Here is a 21,471-nt window from a genome sequence, read left to right as displayed (position 1 = left end):
CGGCAGCTCGACGTCGTCGATCCGCTCCTGCGGGTGCGCCGGGCCGGGCAGGACGGGTGCGACGGCCAGGACTCGCGACATGGGGGCATCGTGGCACCGCTCGGGGTCGCCCGCGCGGGCGCGGGCCCGCCACCTGCCGACGGCGCCGGACCGCGCTAGGTTCCGGTCATGACGGTCGGCGTGACGGCGCGGTGGCGCGGGCTCCTCGTCGCCGCGCACGCGCCCCCCGCGGCCGTGGTGACGCTGCTCGGCCTCGGGCTGGCGCTCGGCGCCGGGGCGACCCTCCCGCGCGCCCTGCTGGTCACCGCGGCGGTCGGGGCGGGCCAGCTCTCCGTCGGGTGGAGCAACGACTGGCTGGACTCCGCGCGGGACGCCCGCGTCGGACGCCGCGACAAGCCCACGGTGACCGGCGCCGTCTCCCCCGCGACGCTGCGCGCCGCGGCCCTCGGCGCGCTGGCCGCCTGCGCGCTGCTCTCCCTGGCGACCGGGCTGCGGCCCGGGCTGCTGCACCTGGCCGCCGTCGCGAGCGCGTGGGCGTACAACGCCGGCCTCAAGTCGACGGTGGCCTCGTGGCTGCCCTACGCCGTCTCGTTCGGCCTGCTGCCCGCCTTCGTCGTGCTCGCGGCCGGGCGGCCCGCCGTGCCCGCCTGGCTGGTCGGCGCGGGGGCCCTGCTCGGGGTGGGAGCCCACGTGGCCAACGTGCTGCCCGACCTGGAGGACGACCACGCGACCGGCGTGCGCGGCCTCCCCCACCGCCTCGGACGACGCGCCTCCAGCGTCCTGGCCCCGGTGGTGCTGGCCGCGGGCAGCGTGGTCGCGCTCGTCGGGCCGGAGGGGGCTCCCGGCCCGACGGCGGTCGCCCTCACCGGCGCGGCCGTGGCCCTCGCGGTCGGCGCCGGGGTCGTGGGCGTCGTCCGGCCGCGCAGCCGCGCGCCGTTCCTCCTGAGCATGGCGGTCGCGGTGGTGTGCCTCGGGCAGCTCGTGCTCGCCGTGTCCCTCTAGTCCTCCGGACCCTGACCTGCGGACCTGGCGCGTACCTGTGGACCGGCGCTCCGTCGCCCGGGGCGACGCCCCTAGCATGCTCGGATGCCCTCGCCCCTCGACCGCGCCCGGCGCGAGCTCGCCCCCGTCCGCCGGGTCGTCGGCGTGGGCGCGCTCCCCGCCGCGGTCTGGGCCGTGTGGGCGAGCGGACCGGGCTGGGCCACGCCGGCCTTCGTCGTCCTGGCCTGCGTCGGCGTCGCCCTGGCGGTGGTCGACCTGCGCACCCACCGGCTGCCGGACGCCCTCACCCGCCCCGGGACGGCGCTCGTCGTCGTGCTGCTCGGGGTCGCCGCCCTCGCCACGGGCGACGGGCCGGCCCTGGTCCGCGCCCTCGCGGGCGGGCTCGCGCTCGGCGCGGTGTACCTGCTGCTGCACCTGGTCCACCGGGCCGGGATGGGACTCGGGGACGTCAAGCTCGCGGTGCTGCTCGGCGTAGCGACCGGCTGGGCCGGCTGGGCCACCTGGGCCGCGGCCGCCCTGCTGCCGTTCCTGCTCGGCGGGCTCGCCGCCCTCGTGCTGCTCGCCACCCGCCGGGCGTCGCGGACGACGGCGATCGCGTTCGGCCCCTTCATGCTGGCGGGCGCGGCGGTCGCGCTCACGGCCGCCCGCCTCGCGTGACCGCTGCCTCCGACGGTCGGCGCCCGAACCCGCCGCCGGGACGCCACGGGGGTCCCGCGGGTGCTCAGACGGTGCGGTCCGCCAGGGCCGTGGCGAGGTCCGCCAGCGCCTCGCGGACCGGGCCCGCGGGCAGCGGACCGAGCTCGGCGGCGGCCTCGCGCGCCCAGCGGGCCGCGGCCTCGCGGGTCTCGGCGAGCACCTCGTGGGCGCGCAGGTCCGCGACGACCGCGGCGAGGGCGTCGTCGCCCGACAGGTCGCCGTCGAGCCGTGCGACGAGCGCCGCGTCCTCGTCCGTGCCCTCGCCCCTCGCGACCCGCTGGCGCAGCAGCAGCACCGGCATCGTGGGCACGTGCTCGCGCAGGTCGGTGCCGGGCGTCTTGCCGGACTCGTCACCGGACGAGGCGATGTCGAGCACGTCGTCGGCGAGCTGGAACGCCACGCCCACCTTCTCGCCGTAGGCACCGACCGCGTCCACCGTCTGCGGCGCGCAGCCACCGAACATCGCGCCCAGCTTGGCCGACGTCGCGAGGAGCGACGCCGTCTTGTCGCTGAGCACCTGCAGGTAGTGCTGCACCGGGTCCTCGCCGTCGCGCGGGCCGATGGTCTCGTGGAGCTGGCCGAGGCACATGCGCTCGAACGTCCGCGACTGCAGCACCACCGCCTCGGGGCCGAGGCCCGCGACGAGCGCCGACGCGCGCGCGAAGAGGAGGTCGCCCACGAGGATCGCCACCGAGTTGCCCCACACGGTGTGCGCGGCGGGCGCGCCGCGGCGCACGGGCGCGGAGTCCATGACGTCGTCGTGGTACAGCGAGGCGACCTGGGTGAGCTCCACGACCACGGCCGCGTCCACGAGCTCCGGGCGCGAGCCGTCGCCCAGCTCCCCCGCGAGCAGCGTCAGCAGCGGACGGAACCGCTTGCCGCCCGCCGCGACGAGGTGGCGCGACGCGTCGTCGGCGAGCGTGTCGGCCGAGGCCACGGCTTCGTCGAGCGCCGCGTCGACCAGCGTCATCCGCTCGGCGAGCCGTGCGGCGAGCGCAGGGTCGGACAGCGGGATCGCCGGCGGCGGCGAGGGCGGCGTGTGCCCCGACCCGGAGGCCGGCGCGGAAGGTGCGCGAGTCACGGTCCGAACCTATCCGTCCCCGGCCCGGAACACCGCACCGAAACCGCCCGCCGGACGCGTCGGGTCGCTCACGATCACCCCGCCGCGGCCGCCGCTCAGGGCCGGAACTGCGCCGCCTGGCCGACGAGGTCCAGCGCCCCCGCCGGCAGGATGCCGAGCAGCAGCACGCCCACCGCGCAGACCGCGATCGCGAACGCCGCGGGCCCCCGCGAGCCGACGACCGTCACCACCGTCCGCGACACCAGCGTGCGGGTCGCCGCGCCGGTGAGCGTCGCCGTGCCGCCGCCGGAGGACCCCGCCTCCGGCCCGCCCTCCCCGGCCGCCGTCGAGCCCGTCGCCGCGACGGCGTCGCGCCCGGGCGGAGGGGTCAGCACCATGAGCACGATGACGCGCACGTAGAAGAACACGGCGACGGCCGAGGCCAGGACGCCGAGCAGGGCGAGCGGCCACGCCCCCGCCTCCACCGCGGCGGAGAACACGCCGAACTTGGCGACGAACCCGGCCGTGAGCGGGATCCCCGCCATCGACAGCAGGAACAGGGAGAACGCGGCAGTCAGCCACGGCGCCCGGTGGCCGAGCCCGGCCCACTGCGCCAGGCGCGTGGCCTCGCCGAGCACGACCCCGTCGTCCGGCACGGGCCCGTCGCCGGGCGACTCGTCGCCCGTCACCGTGCGCTCGCGCACCAGGGTGACGACGGCGAACGCGCCGATCGTGGCCAGGCCGTACGCGAGCAGGTAGAAGAGGACGGCGCGGGAGCCGACCTCGTCCATCCCGACCAGGCCGACCACGAGGAACCCCGCGTGCGCGATCGACGAGTACGCGAGCATGCGCTTGACGTCCGTCTGCACGGCACCGGCGACGGTGCCGACCAGCATCGTGAGGATCGCGACCGCCCACAGGGCGACCTCGAGGTCGTGCCGGAACTCGGGCGTCAGGCCGTTGGCGAGCGTGAACAGCACCCGCACCAGCGCGCCGATCGCCGCGGCCTTGGTGCACGCCGCCATGAAGCCGGTGACGGGCGTGGGGGCGCCCTGGTACACGTCGGGCGTCCAGGCGTGGAAGGGCGCCGCGCCGATCTTGAAGAGCAGGCCGCTGAGCACGAGCAGCAGCCCCACCACGACGAGCGCCGGCATCGTGCCGAGCGGCGACGTCGCCGGGTCGGCGAGCACCGCGACGATCTCCTGCAGGCGCACCGTGCCGGCGAAGCCGTAGACGAGCGCGACCCCGAAGACGAACAGCGCGGAGGCGAAGGCGCCGAGCACGAAGTACTTGAACGCCGCCTCCTGGCTGAGCAGGCGCCGGCGGCGCGCCGTCGCACACAGCACGTACAGCGGCAGCGAGAGCACCTCGAGCGCCACGAACATCACGATGAGGTCGTCCGTGGCGGGGAACAGCAGCATGCCGCCGGTCGCGAACAGGATCAGCGGGAAGATCTCGGTCTGCTGCAGGCCCGCCCTCCGGGTCTCGTCCTCGTAGGCGGTGCCCGGCACGGCCGCGGCCGAGGGGGCGAACGCGTCCTGGCCGGCGGTGGTGCGCTCCGCGACGACCAGCACGCCCAGCACGGCGCAGATCGCGACGACGGCCTGCACGCCGAGGCCGAACGGCGTCAGCAGGTACGACCCGCCGACCACCGACACCGCGCCGTCCTGCACCCGGCCCCACAGCAGGCCCACCGCCACCAGCGACCCGACCAGGGCCAGGAGGGTGAGCGTGAGCTGCGTGGCGCGCCGCGCGCGGGCGGGGACGAACGCCTCCAGCAGGACCCCGATGACGCCGGCGGCCAGCACGATCAGCACCGGGGAGACGGCCGCCCAGTCGATGGGCGGTGCGACGAAGTCGTTCACAGCTGGCTCCCCTCGGTGGCGGCGGACGAGGCGGCGTCCGCGGCCGACGACTGGATCACGGGCGGCGGGTCGGTCTCCCCGACCTGCTGGACGGAGACCTCGCCCGGCGCGCGGACGTAGTCGAGCACCGGGCCGGGCACGAGCCCGAGCACCAGCAGCGCGCCGACGAGCACCCCGGCCACCGTCTTCTCGCGGCCGTCGAGGTCGCGCGCGCTCTCGAGCTCGGGCGTCGTCGCGCCGGTGAACATGCGCTGGTAGGTGAGCAGCACGTACACGGCGGCGAGGACGACGGCGGGCACGGCCACGAGGACCGCGGCGGGCCAGCGCGAGTACGACCCGAGGAACACCATGATCTCGGAGACGAACGTCGCGAGGCCGGGCAGCGACGCGGCGGACAGGCCGGCCACGAGGAAGGTGCCGCCCAGGATCGGCGCCACCTTCCGCAGGCCGCCGTAGTCGCCGATGAGCTGGCTCTGGCGCGGGTGCCGGGCGATCGCGAACCCGGCGATCAGGAACAGCGCGCCGGTCGAGATGCCGTGGTTGAGCATCATGAGGCCCGAGCCCGCGGTGCCGAGCGACGTGAACGTGAAGATGCCCAGGATGATGAAGCCGAAGTGGGACACCGAGGTGTAGCCGATGAGGCGCAGCACGTCGCTCTGCCCGATGGCGAGGATCGCGCCGTACAGGATCGAGATCACCGCGAGCACGACGACGAACGGTGCCGCCCACCGGCTGGCCTCGGGGAACAGCGGCAGGCACAGGGTCAGCATCCCGAAGGTGCCCACCTTGTCGAGCACGCAGATCAGCAGCGTCGACGTGCCGGGCGTCGCGTTCTGCGTGACGTCGGGCAGCCAGCTGTGCACCGGGAACATGGGCGCCTTGATCGCGAACGCGAGGAAGAAGGCGCAGAACATGAGCTTCTCGGCCGTCGGGTCGAGCGCCAGCCCGGTGAGGTTGTCGGTGAGGAACGTCGCGGGTCCGCGGTCCCCCGCCGGCACCTGCAGGTAGAGCGCGATGACGCCGACCAGCATGACGAGGCCGCCCGCCAGGGAGAACAGCAGGAACTTGACGGCGGCGTACCTCCGCTGCGGCCCCTGCCCGAACCCGCCGATGAGGAAGTACGCCGGGATCAGCATGGCCTCGAAGACCACGTAGAAGAGGAACACGTCGCGCGCCGCGAAGACCGTCACCATGAACGCCTCGAGGACCAGCACGGTGGCGAGGTAGCGGCGCAGCTTCGCGTGGTCGCCGCCCTGCTCCTTCCACGCGGCGAGGATCACCAGCGGCACGAGGCCCACCGACAGCGCGACGAGCAGCAGGCCCACGCCGTCGACCCCGACCGCGTAGCTGGCCCCGAGCGCCGGGATCCAGGAGTGCGTCTCGGTGAGCTGGTGGGTGCCGGCGTCGCCGGTGTCGAAGGCGGCGAACGCCCCGACCAGCAGCGCCACCTCGACGAGCGCGCCGACCAGCGCGACCGTGCGGGCCGTGCCCGCCCCGAACCTCCCCGCCCCGGTGACCGCGCCCGCGGCGGGGCGTCCGCGCCCCACGCCGGTGAGGGCCGTGGCTGCCGCCGCGACCAGGGGCCACACGATGAGGACCGTGAGCCAGGGGAACCCTGTGGACATCGTCATCCTTTCCGTCCTCGTCCGTTCAGCTCGCCAGCGCCCACACGACGATCCCCACGACCCCGAGGCCGCCGAGCATCGTCGCCGCGTACGAGCGCACGTAGCCGTTCTGGAGCCGGCGCAGCCGTGCGCCGAACCGCCCGATCCCGCCGGCCAGCCCGAGCCAGCCGCCGTCCACCGCCGCGCGGTCCAGGTACACCAGGGAGCGCGTCAGGTACTGCCCCGGCCGCATGACCAGCGACTCGTTGACGTCGTCCTGGTGCAGGTCGACGCGCGCGGCCCGCACGAGGACGGGCGCCGGGGGCGGCTCGACCGGGACGGCCGCCACCGCGTACTGCCGGAAGGCGAGCAGCGCGCCCACGACCACGAGCAGCAGGGTGAGCGTCATGAGCAGCCACACCGGGAGCACCGGCTCGTGGTGCTCCGCCTGCCCGGTGACGGGCTCCAGCCAGGTGACGAACCGGTCGCCCAGCGCCAGGATGCCGCCGAGGGCCACGGACCCCGCGGCCAGCACGATCATCGGCCACGTCATCAGGCGCGGGGACTCGTGCGGGTGCCGCACCGGGGCGCCGTCGTCGCCCGGCCCGCCGTCGCTCCAGCGCCGGCGGCCCAGGAACGTCATGAAGAACAGGCGCGACATGTAGTACGCGGTGATCCCCGCGCCGAGCAGCGCCGCCATGCCGAAGACCCACGGCTGCCAGCCCTCGCCGACGAACGCCGCCTCGATGATCTTGTCCTTCGACCAGAAGCCGGAGAACGGCGGCACGCCCAGGATGGCGAGCCACCCCAGCCCCATCGTGATCGCCGTGACCGGCAGCAGCCGGGCCAGGCCGCCGAAGCGGCGCATGTTCACGTCGTCGTCCATCGCGTGCATCACGGACCCGGCGCCGAGGAACAGCCCCGCCTTGAAGAAGCCGTGGGTCAGCAGGTGGAAGATCGCGAACGCGTAGCCGACCGGGCCCAGGCCCGCGGCGAGCATCATGTAGCCGATCTGCGACATCGTCGACGCCGCGAGGGCCTTCTTGATGTCGTCCTTGGCGCAGCCGACGATCGCGCCGAACAGCAGCGTGAGCGCGCCGACGACGGCGATGACGAGCTGGGCGTCGGGCGCCACCTCCAGGATCGGCCCGGATCGCACCAGCAGGTACACCCCGGCGGTCACCATCGTGGCCGCGTGGATCAACGCCGACACGGGCGTCGGGCCGGCCATCGCGTCCCCGAGCCAGGCCTGCAGCGGCAGCTGCGCGGACTTGCCGCACGCGGCCAGCAGCAGCATGAGGCCGATGGCCGTCATCGTGCCCTGGCCGGCCGCCGCCGCGCCCTCGCCCGCGGCGGGGAGCACGGTCGCGAAGTCCACGGCGCCGAACGTCGCGAGCATGAGCATCATCGCGACGATGAGCCCCATGTCGCCCACGCGGTTCATGACGAACGCCTTCTTGCCGGCGACCGCGTTCTCGCGCTTGCCGTCCCAGAACCCGATGAGCAGGAACGACGCCAGGCCCACGCCCTCCCACCCCACGAACAGCAGCAGGTAGGAGTCGGCGAGCACCAGCAGCAGCATCGCCGCGACGAAGAGGTTGAGGTACCCGAAGAACCTGCGCCGGTCGACGTCGTGGTCCATGTAGGCCACCGAGTAGACGTGGATGAGCGTGCCGACGAACGTCACGAGCATCACGAACGTCATCGACAGCGGGTCCACCTGGAACCCGAGGTCCACGTGCAGCGGCCCGGTCTCGATCCAGGTGCCCACGGTCTGGGTGCCCACGCGCTGGTCGGCGGGCGTGCCCAGCATGTCGAGCAGCATCACCAGCCCCACGACGAACGTCGCGGCGCTGGCCAGCACGCCCAGCCAGTGGCCCCACCGGTCGCTGCGGCGCCCCGCGAGGAGCAGCACGAGGGCGCCGGCCATCGGGGTCGCGACCAGCCAGGGGGCGAGGGAGAGAGTCTGCATCGTCGGAGGCCTCTCAGCTCTGCAGCAGGTTGACGTCGTCGACCGAGGCCGACCGGCGGGAGCGGAAGATCGTGATGATGATCGCGAGCCCCACCACGACCTCGGCGGCGGCGACCACCATCACGAAGAAGGCGAGCACCTGGCCCGTCACGTCACCGTGGATGCGCGCGAACGTCACGAACGCGAGGTTGGTGGCGTTGAGCATCAGCTCCACGCCCATGAACACCACGATGGCGTTGCGCCGCAGCAGCACCGTCGTCGCGCCGATCGCGAACAGGATCGCGGCCAGTCCCAGGTAGTTGGTGATCTCCATCAGCGCACCTCCCCGTCCTCGTCGTCCGCACCGTCCGTGTCGTCGGACGGCGTCGGACCGGCCGTACCCGTCGCGACCGGGTCGCCGGCCTGCTCGACCGCCGTGCCCGGAGTGGGCCCGACGCCGATGAGGCGGAGGTCGTCGCGCGGCACGAGGGTCTCCTCCTCGGCGAGCACCGCCGTGGCCGACCGTTCCTGGCCGCGGATGCGCAGCACCCGGGGCACCGAGTGCGGCAGCGGGGCGCCGTCCGGGCCGAGGGCGGGCGTGTCCATCGCGTTGTTCTGCGCGTACACGCCCGGCGCCGGGAGCGGCGTGAGCGTGCGGCCCTGCTCGATGCCGGCGACCCGCGCGGCGGCGAGCACCCGCTGGGTGGGCCGCACGCTGAGCCGGCGGCGGTGGGTGAGCACGAGGCCCGCGAGCGCCGCGGTGACCAGCAGGACGCCGACCACCTCCATGGCGAGCACGTAGTCGCCGAGCAGCACCCGGGCGAGCGCCACGGGGTTGGTGACCGCGTTGGCCTCGGCGAGCCCGACCGCGGGCGGGAACGTCGCCTGCGCGATGACGCCGAGCAGCACGACCGCCAGCCCGAGGCCGAACAGGACGCCCACCCAGCGCTGGCCGCGGATCGTCTCGGTCAGCGAGTCGGCGGCGTCGACGCCCACCAGCATCAGCACGAACAGGAAGAGCATCATGACGGCGCCCGTGTACACGACCACCTGCACGACGCCGAGGAACGGCGCCTCCTGCGCGACGTAGAAGATGGCCAGGCCGACCATCACGAACATCACGCAGACCGCGGCGTGCACCGCCCTGCGGGCGAAGAGCAGCCCGAGCGCGGCGAGCACCATGAGCGGCGCGAGCACCCAGAAGAGCGCGGCCTCCGCGCCCGAGGCGGTCACGACCGGGCTCCGGCGGTGGGCGCGACGCCGCCGGACGCGCCGCCGGCCGTGCCGTCCGAGACGTGCCCGCCCTCCGCGGCCTGCCGGGTCGCGACGGCCGCCTTGGTGGCGCTGCCGCGCAGCCGGTGCCGGCGGGGCGTCGGGGGCGGGGCATCGCCGTGCACCACCCGCTCGGCGGCGTCCAGCGTGGCGTCGTCGGGCCGGTGCTCGCGCACCCAGGCCACCTGCTCGGCCGTGGGCGCGGTGACCTCGCCCCGGTAGTACTCGGTGTCCGTGGTGCCCTCGACCATCGGGTGCGGCGCGGCGAGCATGCCCTCGGCGAGCGGGGCGAGCAGGTCCTGCTTCTCGTAGATCATCCCCGCGCGGTCGGGCCCGGCCAGCTCGTAGTCGTTGGTCATCGTCAGCGCGCGGGTGGGGCACGCCTCGATGCACAGCCCGCAGAAGATGCAGCGCAGGTAGTTGATCTGGTAGACGCGGCCGTACCGCTCGCCGGGCGACATGTGCTCGCCGTCGGGCAGGTCGGCGTTGTCCGCGCCCTCCACGTAGATCGCGTCCGCGGGGCAGGCCCACGCGCACAGCTCGCAGCCGATGCACTTCTCCAGCCCGTCGGCGTACCGGTTGAGCTGGTGGCGGCCGTGGTAGCGGCGCTGCGGCGGCGTCTTCTTGCGCGGGTACTGCTCCGTCACGGTGGGCCGGAACATGGAGGAGAACGTCACGCCGAACCCGGCCACCGGGGCGAACAGGTCGCCCAGCGGACCCTTGCTCGGGCGCAGCGGCTCGTACGGCTTGTCGGTCATCGCGTCTCCTCGGATCGGTCGACGGCGGAGGCGGCGGCCGGGACGTCGGCGGCCTGCGGGACGTGCCGGCGGGCGCGGGGCGACGGCGGCAGGGTCTGGCCCGGCAGCGGCGGCACGGGGAAGCCGTCGGCGAAGGCGTCGAACTCGCCGACGGGCCGGCGCGCGCCGCCCGGTGGCTGCCCGGACGCGGCGGCGCCGGACGGCTTCTTGCGCTCGGGCCACAACCACAGCAGCGCGACGACGACCACGGCCGCGACGGCCACGCCGGTGATGAGCTGGGTGCGCGTGATGCCGGCGAGGCCCAGGTACTGGAAGACGGAGAGCACCACGACCCAGCACAGCGCGACCGGGATGAGCACCTTCCAGCCGAACGACATGAACTGGTCGTAGCGCAGGCGCAGCAGGGTGCCGCGGACCCACACGAACACGAACATGACGAGCCAGAGCTTGGCGAGGAACCACAGCACCGGCCACCAGCCGGTGTTGAACATCCCGTCGTTGATCGCCGAGAGCGGCCACGGCGCCCGCCACCCGCCGAGGAACAGCGTGGTCGCGACGGCCGAGACGTTGAGCATGTTGATGTACTCCGCCAGGAAGAACCAGGCGAACTTCATCGAGCTGTACTCGGTCATGTAGCCGGAGACGAGCTCGCCCTCGGCCTCGGGCAGGTCGAAGGGCAGGCGGTTCGTCTCGCCGATCATCGAGATGACGTAGACGACGAACGCGGGCAGCAGGGGCAGGAACCACCAGATGCCCGCCTGCGACGCGACGATCTGCGACGTCGACATCGAGCCGGCCATGATGAACACGCTGACCAGGGAGAGCCCCATCGCCAGCTCGTAGGAGATGACCTGGGCCGTGGAGCGCACGGAGCCGAGCAGGGGGTAGGTCGAGCCGGACGACCAGCCGCCGAGCACGATGCCGTAGACGCCCATCGACGCGCAGGCCAGCACGTAGAGGATCGCGACCGGGAAGTCGGTGAGCTGCGCCGGCGTCGAGTAGTCGGTGAACGGGATCGTCACCTCGGGGCCGAACGGGATCACCGCGAAGACGAGCAGCGCGCAGAACACGGAGATCATCGGCGCCAGCAGGTACACGACCCGGTCCGCGCGGGTGACGTTGACGTCCTCCTTGAGCAGCAGCTTCATCGCGTCGGCGAGCGACTGCAGCAGGCCGAAGGGCCCGTGCCAGTTGGGGCCGGGGCGCACCTGCATGCGCGCCACGACCTTCCGCTCGAACCAGATCGCGAAGAGCACGCTCGTCAGTAGGAAGACGACGATGAGCACGGCCTTGATGAGCGAGACCCACAACCAGTCGTTGCTGAAGTCGGCGGCGACCCCGGGGATCATGCGGCCCCTCCCTGTTCGTCGGTCGAGCCTGCCGGGGCGCCCGCGCCGACCGGCTCGGCGGGCGGCCCGATGCGCACCAGGTCGCCCGGCACGGCGCCGAGCGTGTCGTGCACGCGGCTGCCGCGCGACGCGAGCGGCAGCCAGACCACGTGGTCGACCATCTCGGTGATCGCGACGGGGACGGTGAGCGACCCTCGGTCGGTCGCGACGGTCACCCGGTCCCCGTCGTAGACGTCCACGGCGGCGGCGGTGGCGGCGGACATCCGCGCGACCGGCCGCTTGGCCGTGCCGGCGAGGAACTGCTCCCCGTCCTGCAGGGCACCGTCGTCGAGCAGCAGGTGCCAGGTCGCCAGGACGGCCGAGCCGGCGGGCACCTCGGGCGGCTCCACGGGCTCCCCCGCGGGGGCCGCGACCCGGGCACCGCCCCAGGCGGGCAGCGCCGCGATCGCCCGGTGGGCGTCGTACGGCGTCGCCGCGCCGAGCGCAACGCCGGCCTGCGCGGCCAGCGCGTCGAGCACGCGGTGGTCGGGCAGCGCGGCGGAGTCCAGCGCCTGGCCGAACGCGCGCACGCGCCCCTCCCAGTTCCAGTACGACCCGGCCCGCTCGGCGGGCGGGGCGACGGGGAGCACGACGTCGGCCAGCTCCGTGACCTCGGACCGACGCACCTCGAGCGAGACCACGAAGCCCGCGGCCTCGAGGGCCGTCCGCGCGTGCGCCGGGTCGGGCAGGTCGGCCAGCTCGACGCCGCCGACGAGGGCGCCGCCGAGCTGCCCGACGGACAGCGCGTCGAGGATCTCCGCGGCGTCGCGGCCGGGCGCGGCCGGCAGGGCGTCGGCGTCGATCCCCCACGCAGCGGCGACCTCGGCGCGCGCGGCCGGGTCCGTCAGGGGGCGGCCGCCGGGCAGCAGGCCGGGCAGCAGCCCGGCCTCCAGGCCGCCGCGCTCCCCCGCGCGGCGCGGGATCCACGCGACCCGCGCGCCGGTGGCCGCCGCGAGCCGCAGCGCGGCGCCGTAGGCACCGGGCGACGACGCGAGCCGCTCGCCGACGAGGATCAGCGCGCCGGGGGCGGCGAGCCCCTCGGCGACCGCGCCCAGCGTCGCGGCGTCGGAGTCGGCGGGCACGAGGCCGCCGTCGGCGCGGGTGGCGAGGATGCCCAGCCACTCGGCCTCGGTGCCCGGGGCCGCGGGCAGCAGCGTGCCGTCGAGGCGGGCGAGCCCGCGGCTCGCGAAGGGCGCCACGGACCAGACCTTCGTCCCGTGGGCGCGCACGGCCTTGCGCAGCCGCAGGAAGGTGATGCCGGCCTCCTCCTCGGCCTCGAGGCCCGCCAGCAGCACCGCGGGCGCGGCCTCGACGTCGCCGAAGGTCACCCCCGTCCCGGTGCCGGCCACCGCGTGCCCGAGGAACGCCGTCTCCTGCGCGGAGCCCACGCGGGCCCGCTGGTCGACGTCGTCCGTGCCGAGCACGGTGCGCGCGAAGCGCGACCAGGCGAAGGCGTCCTCGACCGTGAGGCGGCCGCCCGGCAGCACGCCCACGCCGCCGGCCGCCCGCGCGGCGGCCAGGCCCTCGGCCGCCAGCTCGAACGCCTCGACCCACGACGCCGGCCGCAGCTCCCCGCGCGAGACGACCGTGCCGTCGGCGTCGAGCTTCCGGTCCCGCACCAGCGGGGTGGTGAGCCGGTCCGGCGCGGCCTGCCAGGTGAAGGCGAAGCGGTCCTTGTCGGTGATCCACTCCTCGTTGACCGCCGGGTCCTCGCCCGACAGGCGGCGCAGGACGACGCCCCGGCGGTGGTCGACGCGGATCGCCGCGCCGCAGGAGTCGTGCTCGGAGATCCCCGGCGTCGAGACGAGGTCGAACGGCCGGGAGCGGAACCGGTAGGCGGCGCCGGTCAGCGCGCCCACCGGGCAGATCTGCACGGTGTTGCCGGAGAAGTAGGACGCGAACGGCTGGCCGCCGGCCGTGACGGCCGCCGACCCGAACGTGGCCTCCGCGGGCTCGCCCCGCGGCGGCGCGAAGTCGAGCACCGTCTCGTCGAAGCGGCCGATCTGCTGGTGCGCGCCGCGCTCCTGCAGGGCGATGAACGCGTCGCCCGCGATCTCGTCGCTGAACCGGGTGCAGCGCTGGCACAGCACGCACCGCTCGCGGTCGAGCAGGATCTCGGTGGAGACGGCGATCGGCTTGGGGAACGTGCGCTTGACGTCCTCGAACCGGGACTCGGCGCGGCCGTTGCTCATCGCCTGGTTCTGCAGCGGGCACTCGCCGCCCTTGTCGCACACGGGGCAGTCCAGCGGGTGGTTCATGAGCAGCAGCTCCATGACCCCGTGCTGCGCCTTGTCGGCGACGGCGGACGTCCGCTGCGTCTTGACGACCATCCCGGGCGTCACCGTCATCGTGCAGGAGGCCTGCGGCTTCGGCATCGGCCGCACGTTGCCCTCGCGGTCGGGCATCGCGACCTCGACCAGGCACTGGCGGCACGCGCCGGCCGGCTCCAGCAGGGGGTGGTCGCAGAACCGCGGGATCTGGATGCCCACCTGCTCGGCCGCCCGGATGATCAGCGTGCCCTTCGGCACGGTGACCTCGACCTCGTCGATGGTGAGCGTCACCGTCTCCACGGGCTTGTCGACCTGGCCGCCGCCCGTGCCCGGCTTGTCCGTGGTCGCCGTCATCAGTGACCTCCCGCCCCGGCGAGCGCCGGCGTCTGCTTGGGGGTGTACGCGAAGAGGGCGCTGGCGCTCGGGTCGAACGGGCAGCCGTGGCCGTCGATGTGCGCCTGGTACTCGTCGCGGAAGAGCTGGATGCTCGACGTCACGGGGGACGTCGCGCCGTCGCCGAGCGCGCAGAACGCGCGCCCGAGGATGTTGTCGCACAGGTCGAGCAGCAGGTCGACGTCGCGCTCCTCGCCCCGGCCCGCCTCGATGCGGTGCAGCACCTGCTTGAGCCAGTACGTGCCCTCGCGGCACGGGGTGCACTTGCCGCACGACTCGTGCGCGTAGAAGTCCGTCCACCGGCTGACCGCCCGCACCACGCACGTCGTCTCGTCGAAGAGCTGCAGGGCGCGGGTGCCGAGCATCGACCCCGCCGCGCCCACCGACTCGTAGTCGAGCGGGGTGTCGAGGTGGTCCGCCGTGAACAGGGGCGTCGACGAGCCGCCGGGCGTCCAGAACTTCAGCTGGTGCCCGGCGCGGATGCCGCCGGCCTGGTCGAGCAGCTCGCGCAGCGTGATGCCGAGCGGCGCCTCGTACTGGCCCGGCCGGGTCACGTGCCCGGACAGCGAGAACAGCCCGTGCCCCTGCGACCGCTCCGTGCCCATGCCGGCGAACCAGTCCGCGCCGCGCGCGACGATGCCCGGCACCGACGCGATCGACTCGACGTTGTTCACCACCGTGGGCCGCGCGTAGAGGCCCGCGACGGCGGGGAACGGCGGCTTGAGGCGCGGCTGACCGCGCTTGCCCTCGAGGGAGTCGAGCAGCGCCGTCTCCTCGCCGCAGATGTACGCGCCGGCCCCGGCGTGCACGGTGACCTCCAGGTCGAAGCCGGAGCCGAGCACGTCCTTGCCGAGGAACCCTGCGTCGTACGCCTCCTGCACCGCCGCCATGAGGCGCCGGTACACGTGCAGCACCTCGCCGCGCACGTAGACGAACGCGTGGTGGCAGCCGATCGCGTAGCTCGTGATCGCGATGCCCTCCACCAGGTGCTGCGGGCTGGCGAGCATCAGCGGGATGTCCTTGCAGGTGCCCGGCTCGGACTCGTCCGCGTTGACCACGAGGTAGCGCGGGCCGCCGTCCGGAGGAGGCAGGAAGCCCCACTTCATCCCGGTCGGGAACCCGGCGCCGCCGCGTCCGCGCAGGCCGGAGTCCTTGACCGTCTGCACGACGTCGCCCGGCTCCATCGTCAGCGCCTTGCGCAGCCCCGCGTACCCGCCGGCCGCCTCGTACGCGGCGAGCTTCCACGACCGCTCCGCGTCCCACGTGTCCGTGAGCACCGGCATCAGGTCAGTCATCGCTGCCACCCTTCGGCTCGACGTCTTCCTCGGTCGCGGGCTTCCGCTCGGCCGACGACTGCGCGCCACCGGTCTCGGGCGGCACCTCCGCCGGGTCCGCGACCGTGGACGGGCTGTCCGAGGACGGGGTGTCCGGGGACGACGAGGACTCCCCCGCACCCTCCGGAACCGCGTCGACGGCCGCCGCGGCGCGGGCGAGGCGCAGGCCCGCCAGCGTCGGCTCTCCCGCCCCGACGCCCTCGTCGGCGCGGCCGTCCGTGAACCCGGCCAGCACGCGGCTCATCTGCTTGAAGGAGCACACGGACGACGCGCCGCGCGTCGGCGCGACCTCCTGCCCGGCCCGCAGCCGGTCGGTGAGGTCCGTGGCCGACTCCGGCGTCTGGTTGTCGAAGAACTCCCAGTTGACCATCACGACCGGCGCGTAGTCGCAGGCCGCGTTGCACTCGACGCGCTCGAGCGTGATCGCGCCGTCGTCGGTGGTCTCGTCATGCCCGACGCCGAGTCGCTCGCTGAGCTCGTCGAAGATGGCGTCGCCGCCCATGACCGCGCACAGCGTGTTGGTGCACACGCCCACGGTGTAGGTGCCGTTGGGGTGCCGCTTGTACTGCGTGTAGAAGGTGGCGACGGCGCTCACCTCGGCGGGCGTCAGCTCCAGCTGCTCGGAGCAAAACATGATCCCGTCGCGGCTGACGTACCCGTCCACCGACTGCACCAGGTGCAGCATCGGCAGCAGGCCGGAGCGCGGGTCCGGGTAGCGCGCCTTGATCGCGGCGGCGTCGGCGGTGAGCGACGCCAGCGTGTCGGCGTCGTACCGGGCCTGCGAGCGCGCGCTCGTGGGTTCTGCCGTCATCGGTCGACCCCTCCCAGCACGGGGTCCAGGGACGCGACGGCGACGACGACGTCGGCCACCTGGCCGCCCTCGCACATCACCGACACCGCCTGGAGGTTGTTGAACGACGGGTCGCGGAAGTGCGCCCGGTACGGCTTGGTGCCGCCGTCCGACACGGCGTGCACGCCGAGCTCGCCGCGCGGGTGCTCGACGGTCTGCCACGTCTGCCCGGCCGGGACGTGGAAGCCCTCGGTGACGAGCTTGAAGTGGTGGATCAGGGCCTCCATCGAGGTGCCCATGATCTGGCGGATGTGGTCGAGCGAGTTGCCCTGGCCGTCCGCACCGACCGCGAGCTGCGCCGGCCACGCGATCTTCTTGTCCGCGACCATGACCGGCGCGCCGGCGGTGTCCTCGAGCCGCGTGAGGCACTGCTCCACGATCCGCAGCGACTGGTAGCACTCCTCGATCCGCAGCACGACCCGCGCGTAGCAGTCCGCGTCGGTGGACGTCGGCACGTCGAAGTCGTAGGTCTCGTACCCCGAGTACGGGAACGCCTTGCGCACGTCGTACGGCAGGCCCGCGGAGCGGAGCACCGGGCCGGTGATGCCGAGGGCCATGCACCCGGCGAGGTTGAGCACCCCGACGTCCGTGAGGCGCGCCTTGAAGATCGGGTTGGCGAGCATGAGGTCGCCCAGCTGCCCGAGGTACGTGCGGATCTTCGGCAGGGCCCCGCGCACCTGGTCCTCGAAGCCCTCCGGCACGTCCTGCGCGACGCCGCCGGGCCGCACGTACGCGTGGTTCATGCGCAGGCCGGTGACGGCCTCGAACAGCCGCAGGATCTCCTCGCGGGCCGTGAACCCGATGGTCATGACCGTGGTCGCGCCCATCTCGTTGCCGCCCGTGCCGAGGCACACGAGGTGGGAGGCCACGCGGTTGAGCTCCATCATCAGCACCCGGATGATCGACGCCCGCTCGGGCACGTCGTCCGTGACGCCCAGCAGCTTCTCCGTGGCGAGGCAGTACGCCGTCTCCTGGAAGAGGGGCGCCAGGTAGTCCATCCGGGTGCAGAACGTGGTGCCCTGCGTCCAGGTGCGGAACTCCATGTTCTTCTCGATGCCGGTGTGCAGGTAGCCGATGCCGCAGCGCGCCTCGGTGACCGTCTCGCCGTCGATCTCCAGCATGAGGCGCAGCACGCCGTGGGTGGACGGGTGCTGCGGGCCCATGTTGACGACGATGCGCTCCTCGCCCACGGCCTCGCGGGCGATCTCGTCCCAGTCGCCGCCGGACGCCTCGAACCCGGGGATGCCGGGGTCGAACTCGTCCGTCGGCGCCTTGGTGGCGCTGAATGTCCCCGAGGTCATGAGTACTGCCTCCTCGTGTCCGGCGGCGGCACCGTGGCGCCCTTGTACTCCACGGGGATGCCGCCGAGCGGGTAGTCCTTGCGCTGCGGGTGCCCGGGCCAGTCGTCCGGCATCTCGATGCGCGCCAGGCCCGGGTGGCCGTCGAAGACGATGCCGAAGAAGTCCCAGGTCTCGCGCTCGTGCCAGTCGTTGGTGGGGTACACCCCGGTGGTCGAGGGGATGTGCGGGTCGGCGTCCGGCACCGACACCTCGAGGCGCACGCGGCGCCCGTGGGTCACGGACGTCAGGTGGTAGGCGGCGTGCAGCTCGCGGCCCTCGTCCTGCGGGTAGTGCACGCCCGAGACGCCGAGGCTGAGCTCGAAGCGCAGGTCCTGGTCGTCGCGCAGGGCCCGGCAGACGGCCACGAGGTGCTCGCGCGCCACGTGCAGCGTCAGCTCCGCGTCCGGGCTCGGCGGTGCGGTCTGCGGGTCGACGGACACCCGCTCCACGGCGTCGTCGAACGCGACCCCGGCCTCCCCGAGCACCTCCGCGAGCACGTCCACGGCCTCGTCGAACCAGCCGCCGTACGGGCGCGTCGCCGGGCCGGACAGCACCACCGGGCGGACCAGGCCGCCGTAGCCCGACGTGTCGCCCGAGCCCCGCACGCCGAACATGCCCTGACGGACCTCGACGACCTCGGGCCCGCGACCGTCCGCGGCCGGCTCGCCGCCGGCGACGACCTCCCCCGTCATCGCAGCAGCCCCTTGAGCTCGAACGTCGGCGTGGCCTCGAGGGCCGCCGCCTCCGCGGCCGCGGCCGCCTCGCGGCGGTTGACGCCCAGCGGCGAGTCCTGGATGTGCTGGTGCAGCGCGAGGATCGCGTTGATGAGCATCTCCGGGCGCGGCGGGCAGCCGGGCAGGTACACGTCGACCGGCACGATGTGGTCGACGCCCTGCACGATCGCGTAGTTGTTGAACATGCCGCCGCTGGACGCGCACACGCCCATCGACAGCACCCACTTGGGCTCGCTCATCTGGTCGTAGACCTGCCGCACGACCGGCGCCATCTTCTGGCTCACCCGGCCCGCGACGATCATCAGGTCGGCCTGCCGCGGCGACGCCCGGAAGACCTCCATGCCGAACCGCGACAGGTCGAACCGCGACGCGCCGGCCGCCATCATCTCGATGGCGCAGCACGCCAGCCCGAACGTCACCGGCCACACGGACGCCTTGCGCAGGTAGCCAGCCAGGTCCTCGATCGTCGTCAGCAGGAAGCCCGACGGAGCCTCTTCCAGGCCCATGACCCCTCCCCTTCGTGAGCATCGGTGCCGGATCGTGCCGGCATCGTCGCCGTCCGTAGTGCCGTGTCGTTCTGGGTCGTGCTGGTCGTGCAGGTCGTGCAGGTCGTGCCGGGTGGTGCTGCCGTGCGCCGGGTCAGACCCAGCTCAGGCCGCCGCGTCGCCACTCGTAGACGAAGGGCACGGTGATGAGGGCGAGGAAGGACAGCATCGCCACCACGCCGAAGCCGGCGAGCGCCGCGAAGTCCACCGCCCACGGATAGAGGAAGACCACCTCGATGTCGAAGACGATGAACGTCATCGCGACCAGGTAGTACTTGACCGGAAGGCGCCCGCCGCCCACCGCGTGCGGCGTCGGCTCGATGCCGCACTCGTACGCGTCGAGCTTGGCGCGGTTGTAGCGCTTGGGGCCGATGACGGCGCTCGCCGCCACGCCGCCCACGGCGAGCACCAGGGCCACGCCCATGAGCATGAGGACCGGCACGTACGGGTTCGTCATCGCAGGCCCCCCGTCCGCGCCGCCTCGCCGCTGCCGCGACCGACTTCGTGCATCTCGACCACTCCCTTGTGCTCGTGTGCGTTCATGCCGCCGGGACCACCCTGGTGAGCCCCGCGATGACCCGGTCCACCCAGTCACCGCCGCGCGGCTCGTAGCAGTCGGACAGCAGCTTGAGCACGAACCGCATGACCACCGGCCGCGGCAGCCCGTACCGGACGCACAGCCGCATGATCTGCGGGTGCTCGATGAGCCGCACGAACCAGCGGCCCAGCGTGTAGTAGCCGCCGAGGTCCGCCCGCATCCGGTCCGCGTAGGACGCGAGCGTCCGCTCCCGCGCGTCGTCGGTGGTGCGGGTGCGCGCCTGCGCGATCGCGTCGGCGGCGACCCGCCCGGCCTGGAGGCCGTAGGCGATGCCCTCGCCGTTGAACGGGCTCACCATGCCGGCCGCGTCGCCCACCAGGAGCGCGCCGCCGGAGTACAGCGGGCTGCGGTTGAAGCCCATCGGCAGCGCCGCGCCGCGCACCGGACCCACCTGGTTCTCCGGGGTGAACCCCCAGTGCTCGGGGGCGTTGCGCATCCAGGCCTGGAGCATGCCGCGGTAGTCGTGCCCGGTGGCGGACTGGCGGGCGGGCGTCGAGCTCACGGAGCCGAGGCCGACGTTGGCCGTGCCGTCGCCGAGGGCGAAGATCCAGCCGTAGCCGGGCAGCAGGTTCGACGCGCCGGGCGCCCCGTCCCAGAGCTCGAGGTGCGACTCCATCCACGCGTCCTCGTGGCGGGACGTGCCCTCCGTGCGGAAGTAGGTGCGCACCGCCGTGCCCAGCGGGCGGTCGTCGCGGCGCGTGATGCCGAGCCCGGTCGCGAAGCGCGACGAGACGCCGTCGGCCGCGACGACGACGGGCGCGCGGTACACGGCCTCGTCGCCGTCGGCGCGGCCCCGGCCGTCGAGCGGCTGCGCGCGGACGCCCACGACCCGGCCGTCGCGGTCGTCGAGCAGCGGGCCGGTCACCTTGGTGCGCTCGAGGAGCTTGGCGCCGCTGGCCTGCGCGTGCTGGGCGAGGCGGTGGTCGAGCGACATGCGGGCCCGGGCCATGCCGTAGCCGGGGTAGGAGTCGAGGTCGGGCCAGGGCAGCTCCCACGAGCGCGCACCGGCGACCACCCGCAGGCCCTCGTTGCGGATCCACCCGTCCTCGGCGCGGGTGCCGAGGCCCATGCGGGCCAGCTCCCCCACCGCGCGGGGCGTCAGCCCGTCGCCGCAGACCTTGTCGCGGGGGAAGGACGCCTTGTCGAGCACGAGGACGTCGAGGCCCGCGGACGCGCACCAGTGAGCGGTGGACGTCCCGGCCGGGCCGGCGCCCACCACGATCACGTCAGCGTCGTCCGAACGACCTGCGCGCACGTGCTCACCTCGCTCCCTCGAGCGCCCCGGCGACGGTGCCGGAGTCGATTTGTGAACCCCATCACAACTCTTGTCGAGCACTCTAGTCACGTTCGCGGGGCGATGTGTAGGAAGGTAACCCTTCCTTGCCGCGGCCCCTCCCCCGGCACGGCCCCGGGCCTGCGTCGCCGCAGGTCCGCAAGGGTGCGGACATCGGCATGTCGCGGGGTGCGTGCCCGCCACGACGTGCCTACGGTCGTGCCCACGACCCGCGACATCGACCGCAGCGAGATCTCCAGGAGGCTCCACCCATGAAGGCAGGACCCGCATTCGTCGTCGGCGCAGCACTCGGTTACCTGCTCGGCACCGAGAAGGGCCGGCAGCAGCTCGACAAGGCCAAGGACTGGGCGACGGAGACGTGGAACGACCCGCGCGTGCAGGCCAAGGTCTCGGACGTCACCTCGACGGTCACGGACTTCGCCAAGGAGCGCACCGCCGGCAGCTGAGGGCATCCGCTCGGCAGGTGGTGGACCTGTTCGGCACGACCGCGGACCGAAGAGATCCGCCACCTGCCGAA

General features: G+C 73.8%; 19 protein-coding genes. 3 read left to right on the top strand and 16 right to left on the bottom strand.

The annotated features are described in order from the left end of the window. The first annotated feature begins 168 nt into the window (after positions 1–168). Positions 169–1,002 (top strand): UbiA family prenyltransferase, encoded by an 834-nt coding sequence (locus ACFU5J_RS13295; protein WP_430574519.1) that lies wholly within the window; start codon positions 169–171, stop codon positions 1,000–1,002. A gap of 84 nt (positions 1,003–1,086) precedes the next feature. Continuing rightward, the gene (locus ACFU5J_RS13290; RefSeq protein ID WP_430579006.1) at positions 1,087–1,659 is read left to right on the top strand and encodes a prepilin peptidase; all 573 of its coding nucleotides are present in this window, start codon (positions 1,087–1,089) and stop codon (positions 1,657–1,659) included. Positions 1,660–1,723: 64 nt separating this feature from the next. Here ACFU5J_RS13290 and ACFU5J_RS13285 read toward each other — a convergent pair whose 3' ends face one another. The 16 genes from ACFU5J_RS13285 to ACFU5J_RS13210 form a co-directional block, all read right to left on the bottom strand. Then, positions 1,724–2,779, bottom strand: a complete 1,056-nt coding sequence (locus tag ACFU5J_RS13285) for a polyprenyl synthetase family protein (protein ID WP_430574517.1) — start codon at positions 2,777–2,779, stop codon at positions 1,724–1,726. A gap of 95 nt (positions 2,780–2,874) precedes the next feature. Next, positions 2,875–4,623, bottom strand: coding sequence for an NADH-quinone oxidoreductase subunit NuoN (gene nuoN, locus ACFU5J_RS13280; RefSeq protein ID WP_430579005.1), 1,749 nt, complete (start codon positions 4,621–4,623; stop codon positions 2,875–2,877). Then, positions 4,620–6,248 (bottom strand): NADH-quinone oxidoreductase subunit M, encoded by a 1,629-nt coding sequence (locus ACFU5J_RS13275; protein ID WP_430579011.1) that lies wholly within the window; start codon positions 6,246–6,248, stop codon positions 4,620–4,622. Before ACFU5J_RS13275 ends, nuoN begins: the two co-directional genes overlap by 4 nt. Positions 6,249–6,273: 25 nt before the next feature. Further along, entirely contained in the window at positions 6,274–8,199 is a 1,926-nt protein-coding gene (gene nuoL, locus ACFU5J_RS13270; RefSeq protein WP_430579004.1) for an NADH-quinone oxidoreductase subunit L, read from the bottom strand. 13 nt (positions 8,200–8,212) lie between these two features. Continuing rightward, positions 8,213–8,512, bottom strand: a complete 300-nt coding sequence (gene nuoK, locus ACFU5J_RS13265; protein WP_380241969.1) for an NADH-quinone oxidoreductase subunit NuoK — start codon at positions 8,510–8,512, stop codon at positions 8,213–8,215. Next, on the bottom strand, positions 8,512–9,360 hold the full coding sequence (locus tag ACFU5J_RS13260) for an NADH-quinone oxidoreductase subunit J (protein ID WP_430575350.1): 849 nt from the start codon (positions 9,358–9,360) through the stop codon (positions 8,512–8,514). The genes nuoK and ACFU5J_RS13260 overlap by 1 nt, the downstream gene beginning before the upstream one ends. A 47-nt stretch (positions 9,361–9,407) precedes the next feature. Continuing rightward, a complete protein-coding gene (gene nuoI / locus ACFU5J_RS13255; protein WP_430574514.1) occupies positions 9,408–10,208 on the bottom strand; it encodes an NADH-quinone oxidoreductase subunit NuoI in 801 nt (266 codons plus the stop codon). Further along, the gene (nuoH, locus tag ACFU5J_RS13250) at positions 10,205–11,557 is read right to left on the bottom strand and encodes an NADH-quinone oxidoreductase subunit NuoH (RefSeq protein WP_430579003.1); all 1,353 of its coding nucleotides are present in this window, start codon (positions 11,555–11,557) and stop codon (positions 10,205–10,207) included. Before nuoH ends, nuoI begins: the two co-directional genes overlap by 4 nt. Continuing rightward, a complete protein-coding gene (locus tag ACFU5J_RS13245; RefSeq protein ID WP_430579002.1) occupies positions 11,554–14,220 on the bottom strand; it encodes an NADH-quinone oxidoreductase subunit G in 2,667 nt (888 codons plus the stop codon). The genes nuoH and ACFU5J_RS13245 overlap by 4 nt, the downstream gene beginning before the upstream one ends. Continuing rightward, positions 14,220–15,554, bottom strand: a complete 1,335-nt coding sequence (nuoF, locus tag ACFU5J_RS13240) for an NADH-quinone oxidoreductase subunit NuoF (protein ID WP_430574511.1) — start codon at positions 15,552–15,554, stop codon at positions 14,220–14,222. Before nuoF ends, ACFU5J_RS13245 begins: the two co-directional genes overlap by 1 nt. After that, complete coding sequence (gene nuoE / locus ACFU5J_RS13235) at positions 15,547–16,404, bottom strand: NADH-quinone oxidoreductase subunit NuoE (protein ID WP_430579001.1); 858 nt, start codon at positions 16,402–16,404, stop codon at positions 15,547–15,549. The genes nuoF and nuoE overlap by 8 nt, the downstream gene beginning before the upstream one ends. Next, entirely contained in the window at positions 16,401–17,744 is a 1,344-nt protein-coding gene (locus ACFU5J_RS13230) for an NADH-quinone oxidoreductase subunit D (protein ID WP_430579000.1), read from the bottom strand. Before ACFU5J_RS13230 ends, nuoE begins: the two co-directional genes overlap by 4 nt. Then, entirely contained in the window at positions 17,741–18,475 is a 735-nt protein-coding gene (locus ACFU5J_RS13225) for an NADH-quinone oxidoreductase subunit C (RefSeq protein WP_430574508.1), read from the bottom strand. The genes ACFU5J_RS13230 and ACFU5J_RS13225 overlap by 4 nt, the downstream gene beginning before the upstream one ends. Beyond that, positions 18,472–19,023: a NuoB/complex I 20 kDa subunit family protein gene (locus tag ACFU5J_RS13220; protein ID WP_380245150.1), complete on the bottom strand. Its 552-nt coding sequence runs from the start codon at positions 19,021–19,023 to the stop codon at positions 18,472–18,474. Before ACFU5J_RS13220 ends, ACFU5J_RS13225 begins: the two co-directional genes overlap by 4 nt. A 133-nt stretch (positions 19,024–19,156) precedes the next feature. Then, on the bottom strand, positions 19,157–19,519 hold the full coding sequence (locus ACFU5J_RS13215; protein WP_430574507.1) for an NADH-quinone oxidoreductase subunit A: 363 nt from the start codon (positions 19,517–19,519) through the stop codon (positions 19,157–19,159). A gap of 82 nt (positions 19,520–19,601) precedes the next feature. Beyond that, complete coding sequence (locus ACFU5J_RS13210) at positions 19,602–20,915, bottom strand: geranylgeranyl reductase family protein (RefSeq protein ID WP_430578999.1); 1,314 nt, start codon at positions 20,913–20,915, stop codon at positions 19,602–19,604. Between the two features lie 290 nt (positions 20,916–21,205). Between ACFU5J_RS13210 and ACFU5J_RS13205 the strand changes: the two genes are divergently transcribed. Then, positions 21,206–21,400 (top strand): YtxH domain-containing protein, encoded by a 195-nt coding sequence (locus ACFU5J_RS13205; protein WP_430574505.1) that lies wholly within the window; start codon positions 21,206–21,208, stop codon positions 21,398–21,400. The last annotated feature ends 71 nt before the right edge of the window (positions 21,401–21,471 follow it).

This window comes from Isoptericola sp. NPDC057559, from assembly GCF_042801555.1.
Taxonomy (GTDB): domain Bacteria; phylum Actinomycetota; class Actinomycetes; order Actinomycetales; family Cellulomonadaceae; genus Isoptericola.
The sequence above is the reverse complement of the archived record's forward strand: the minus strand, read 5'-3'. Positions and strand labels throughout refer to the sequence as shown.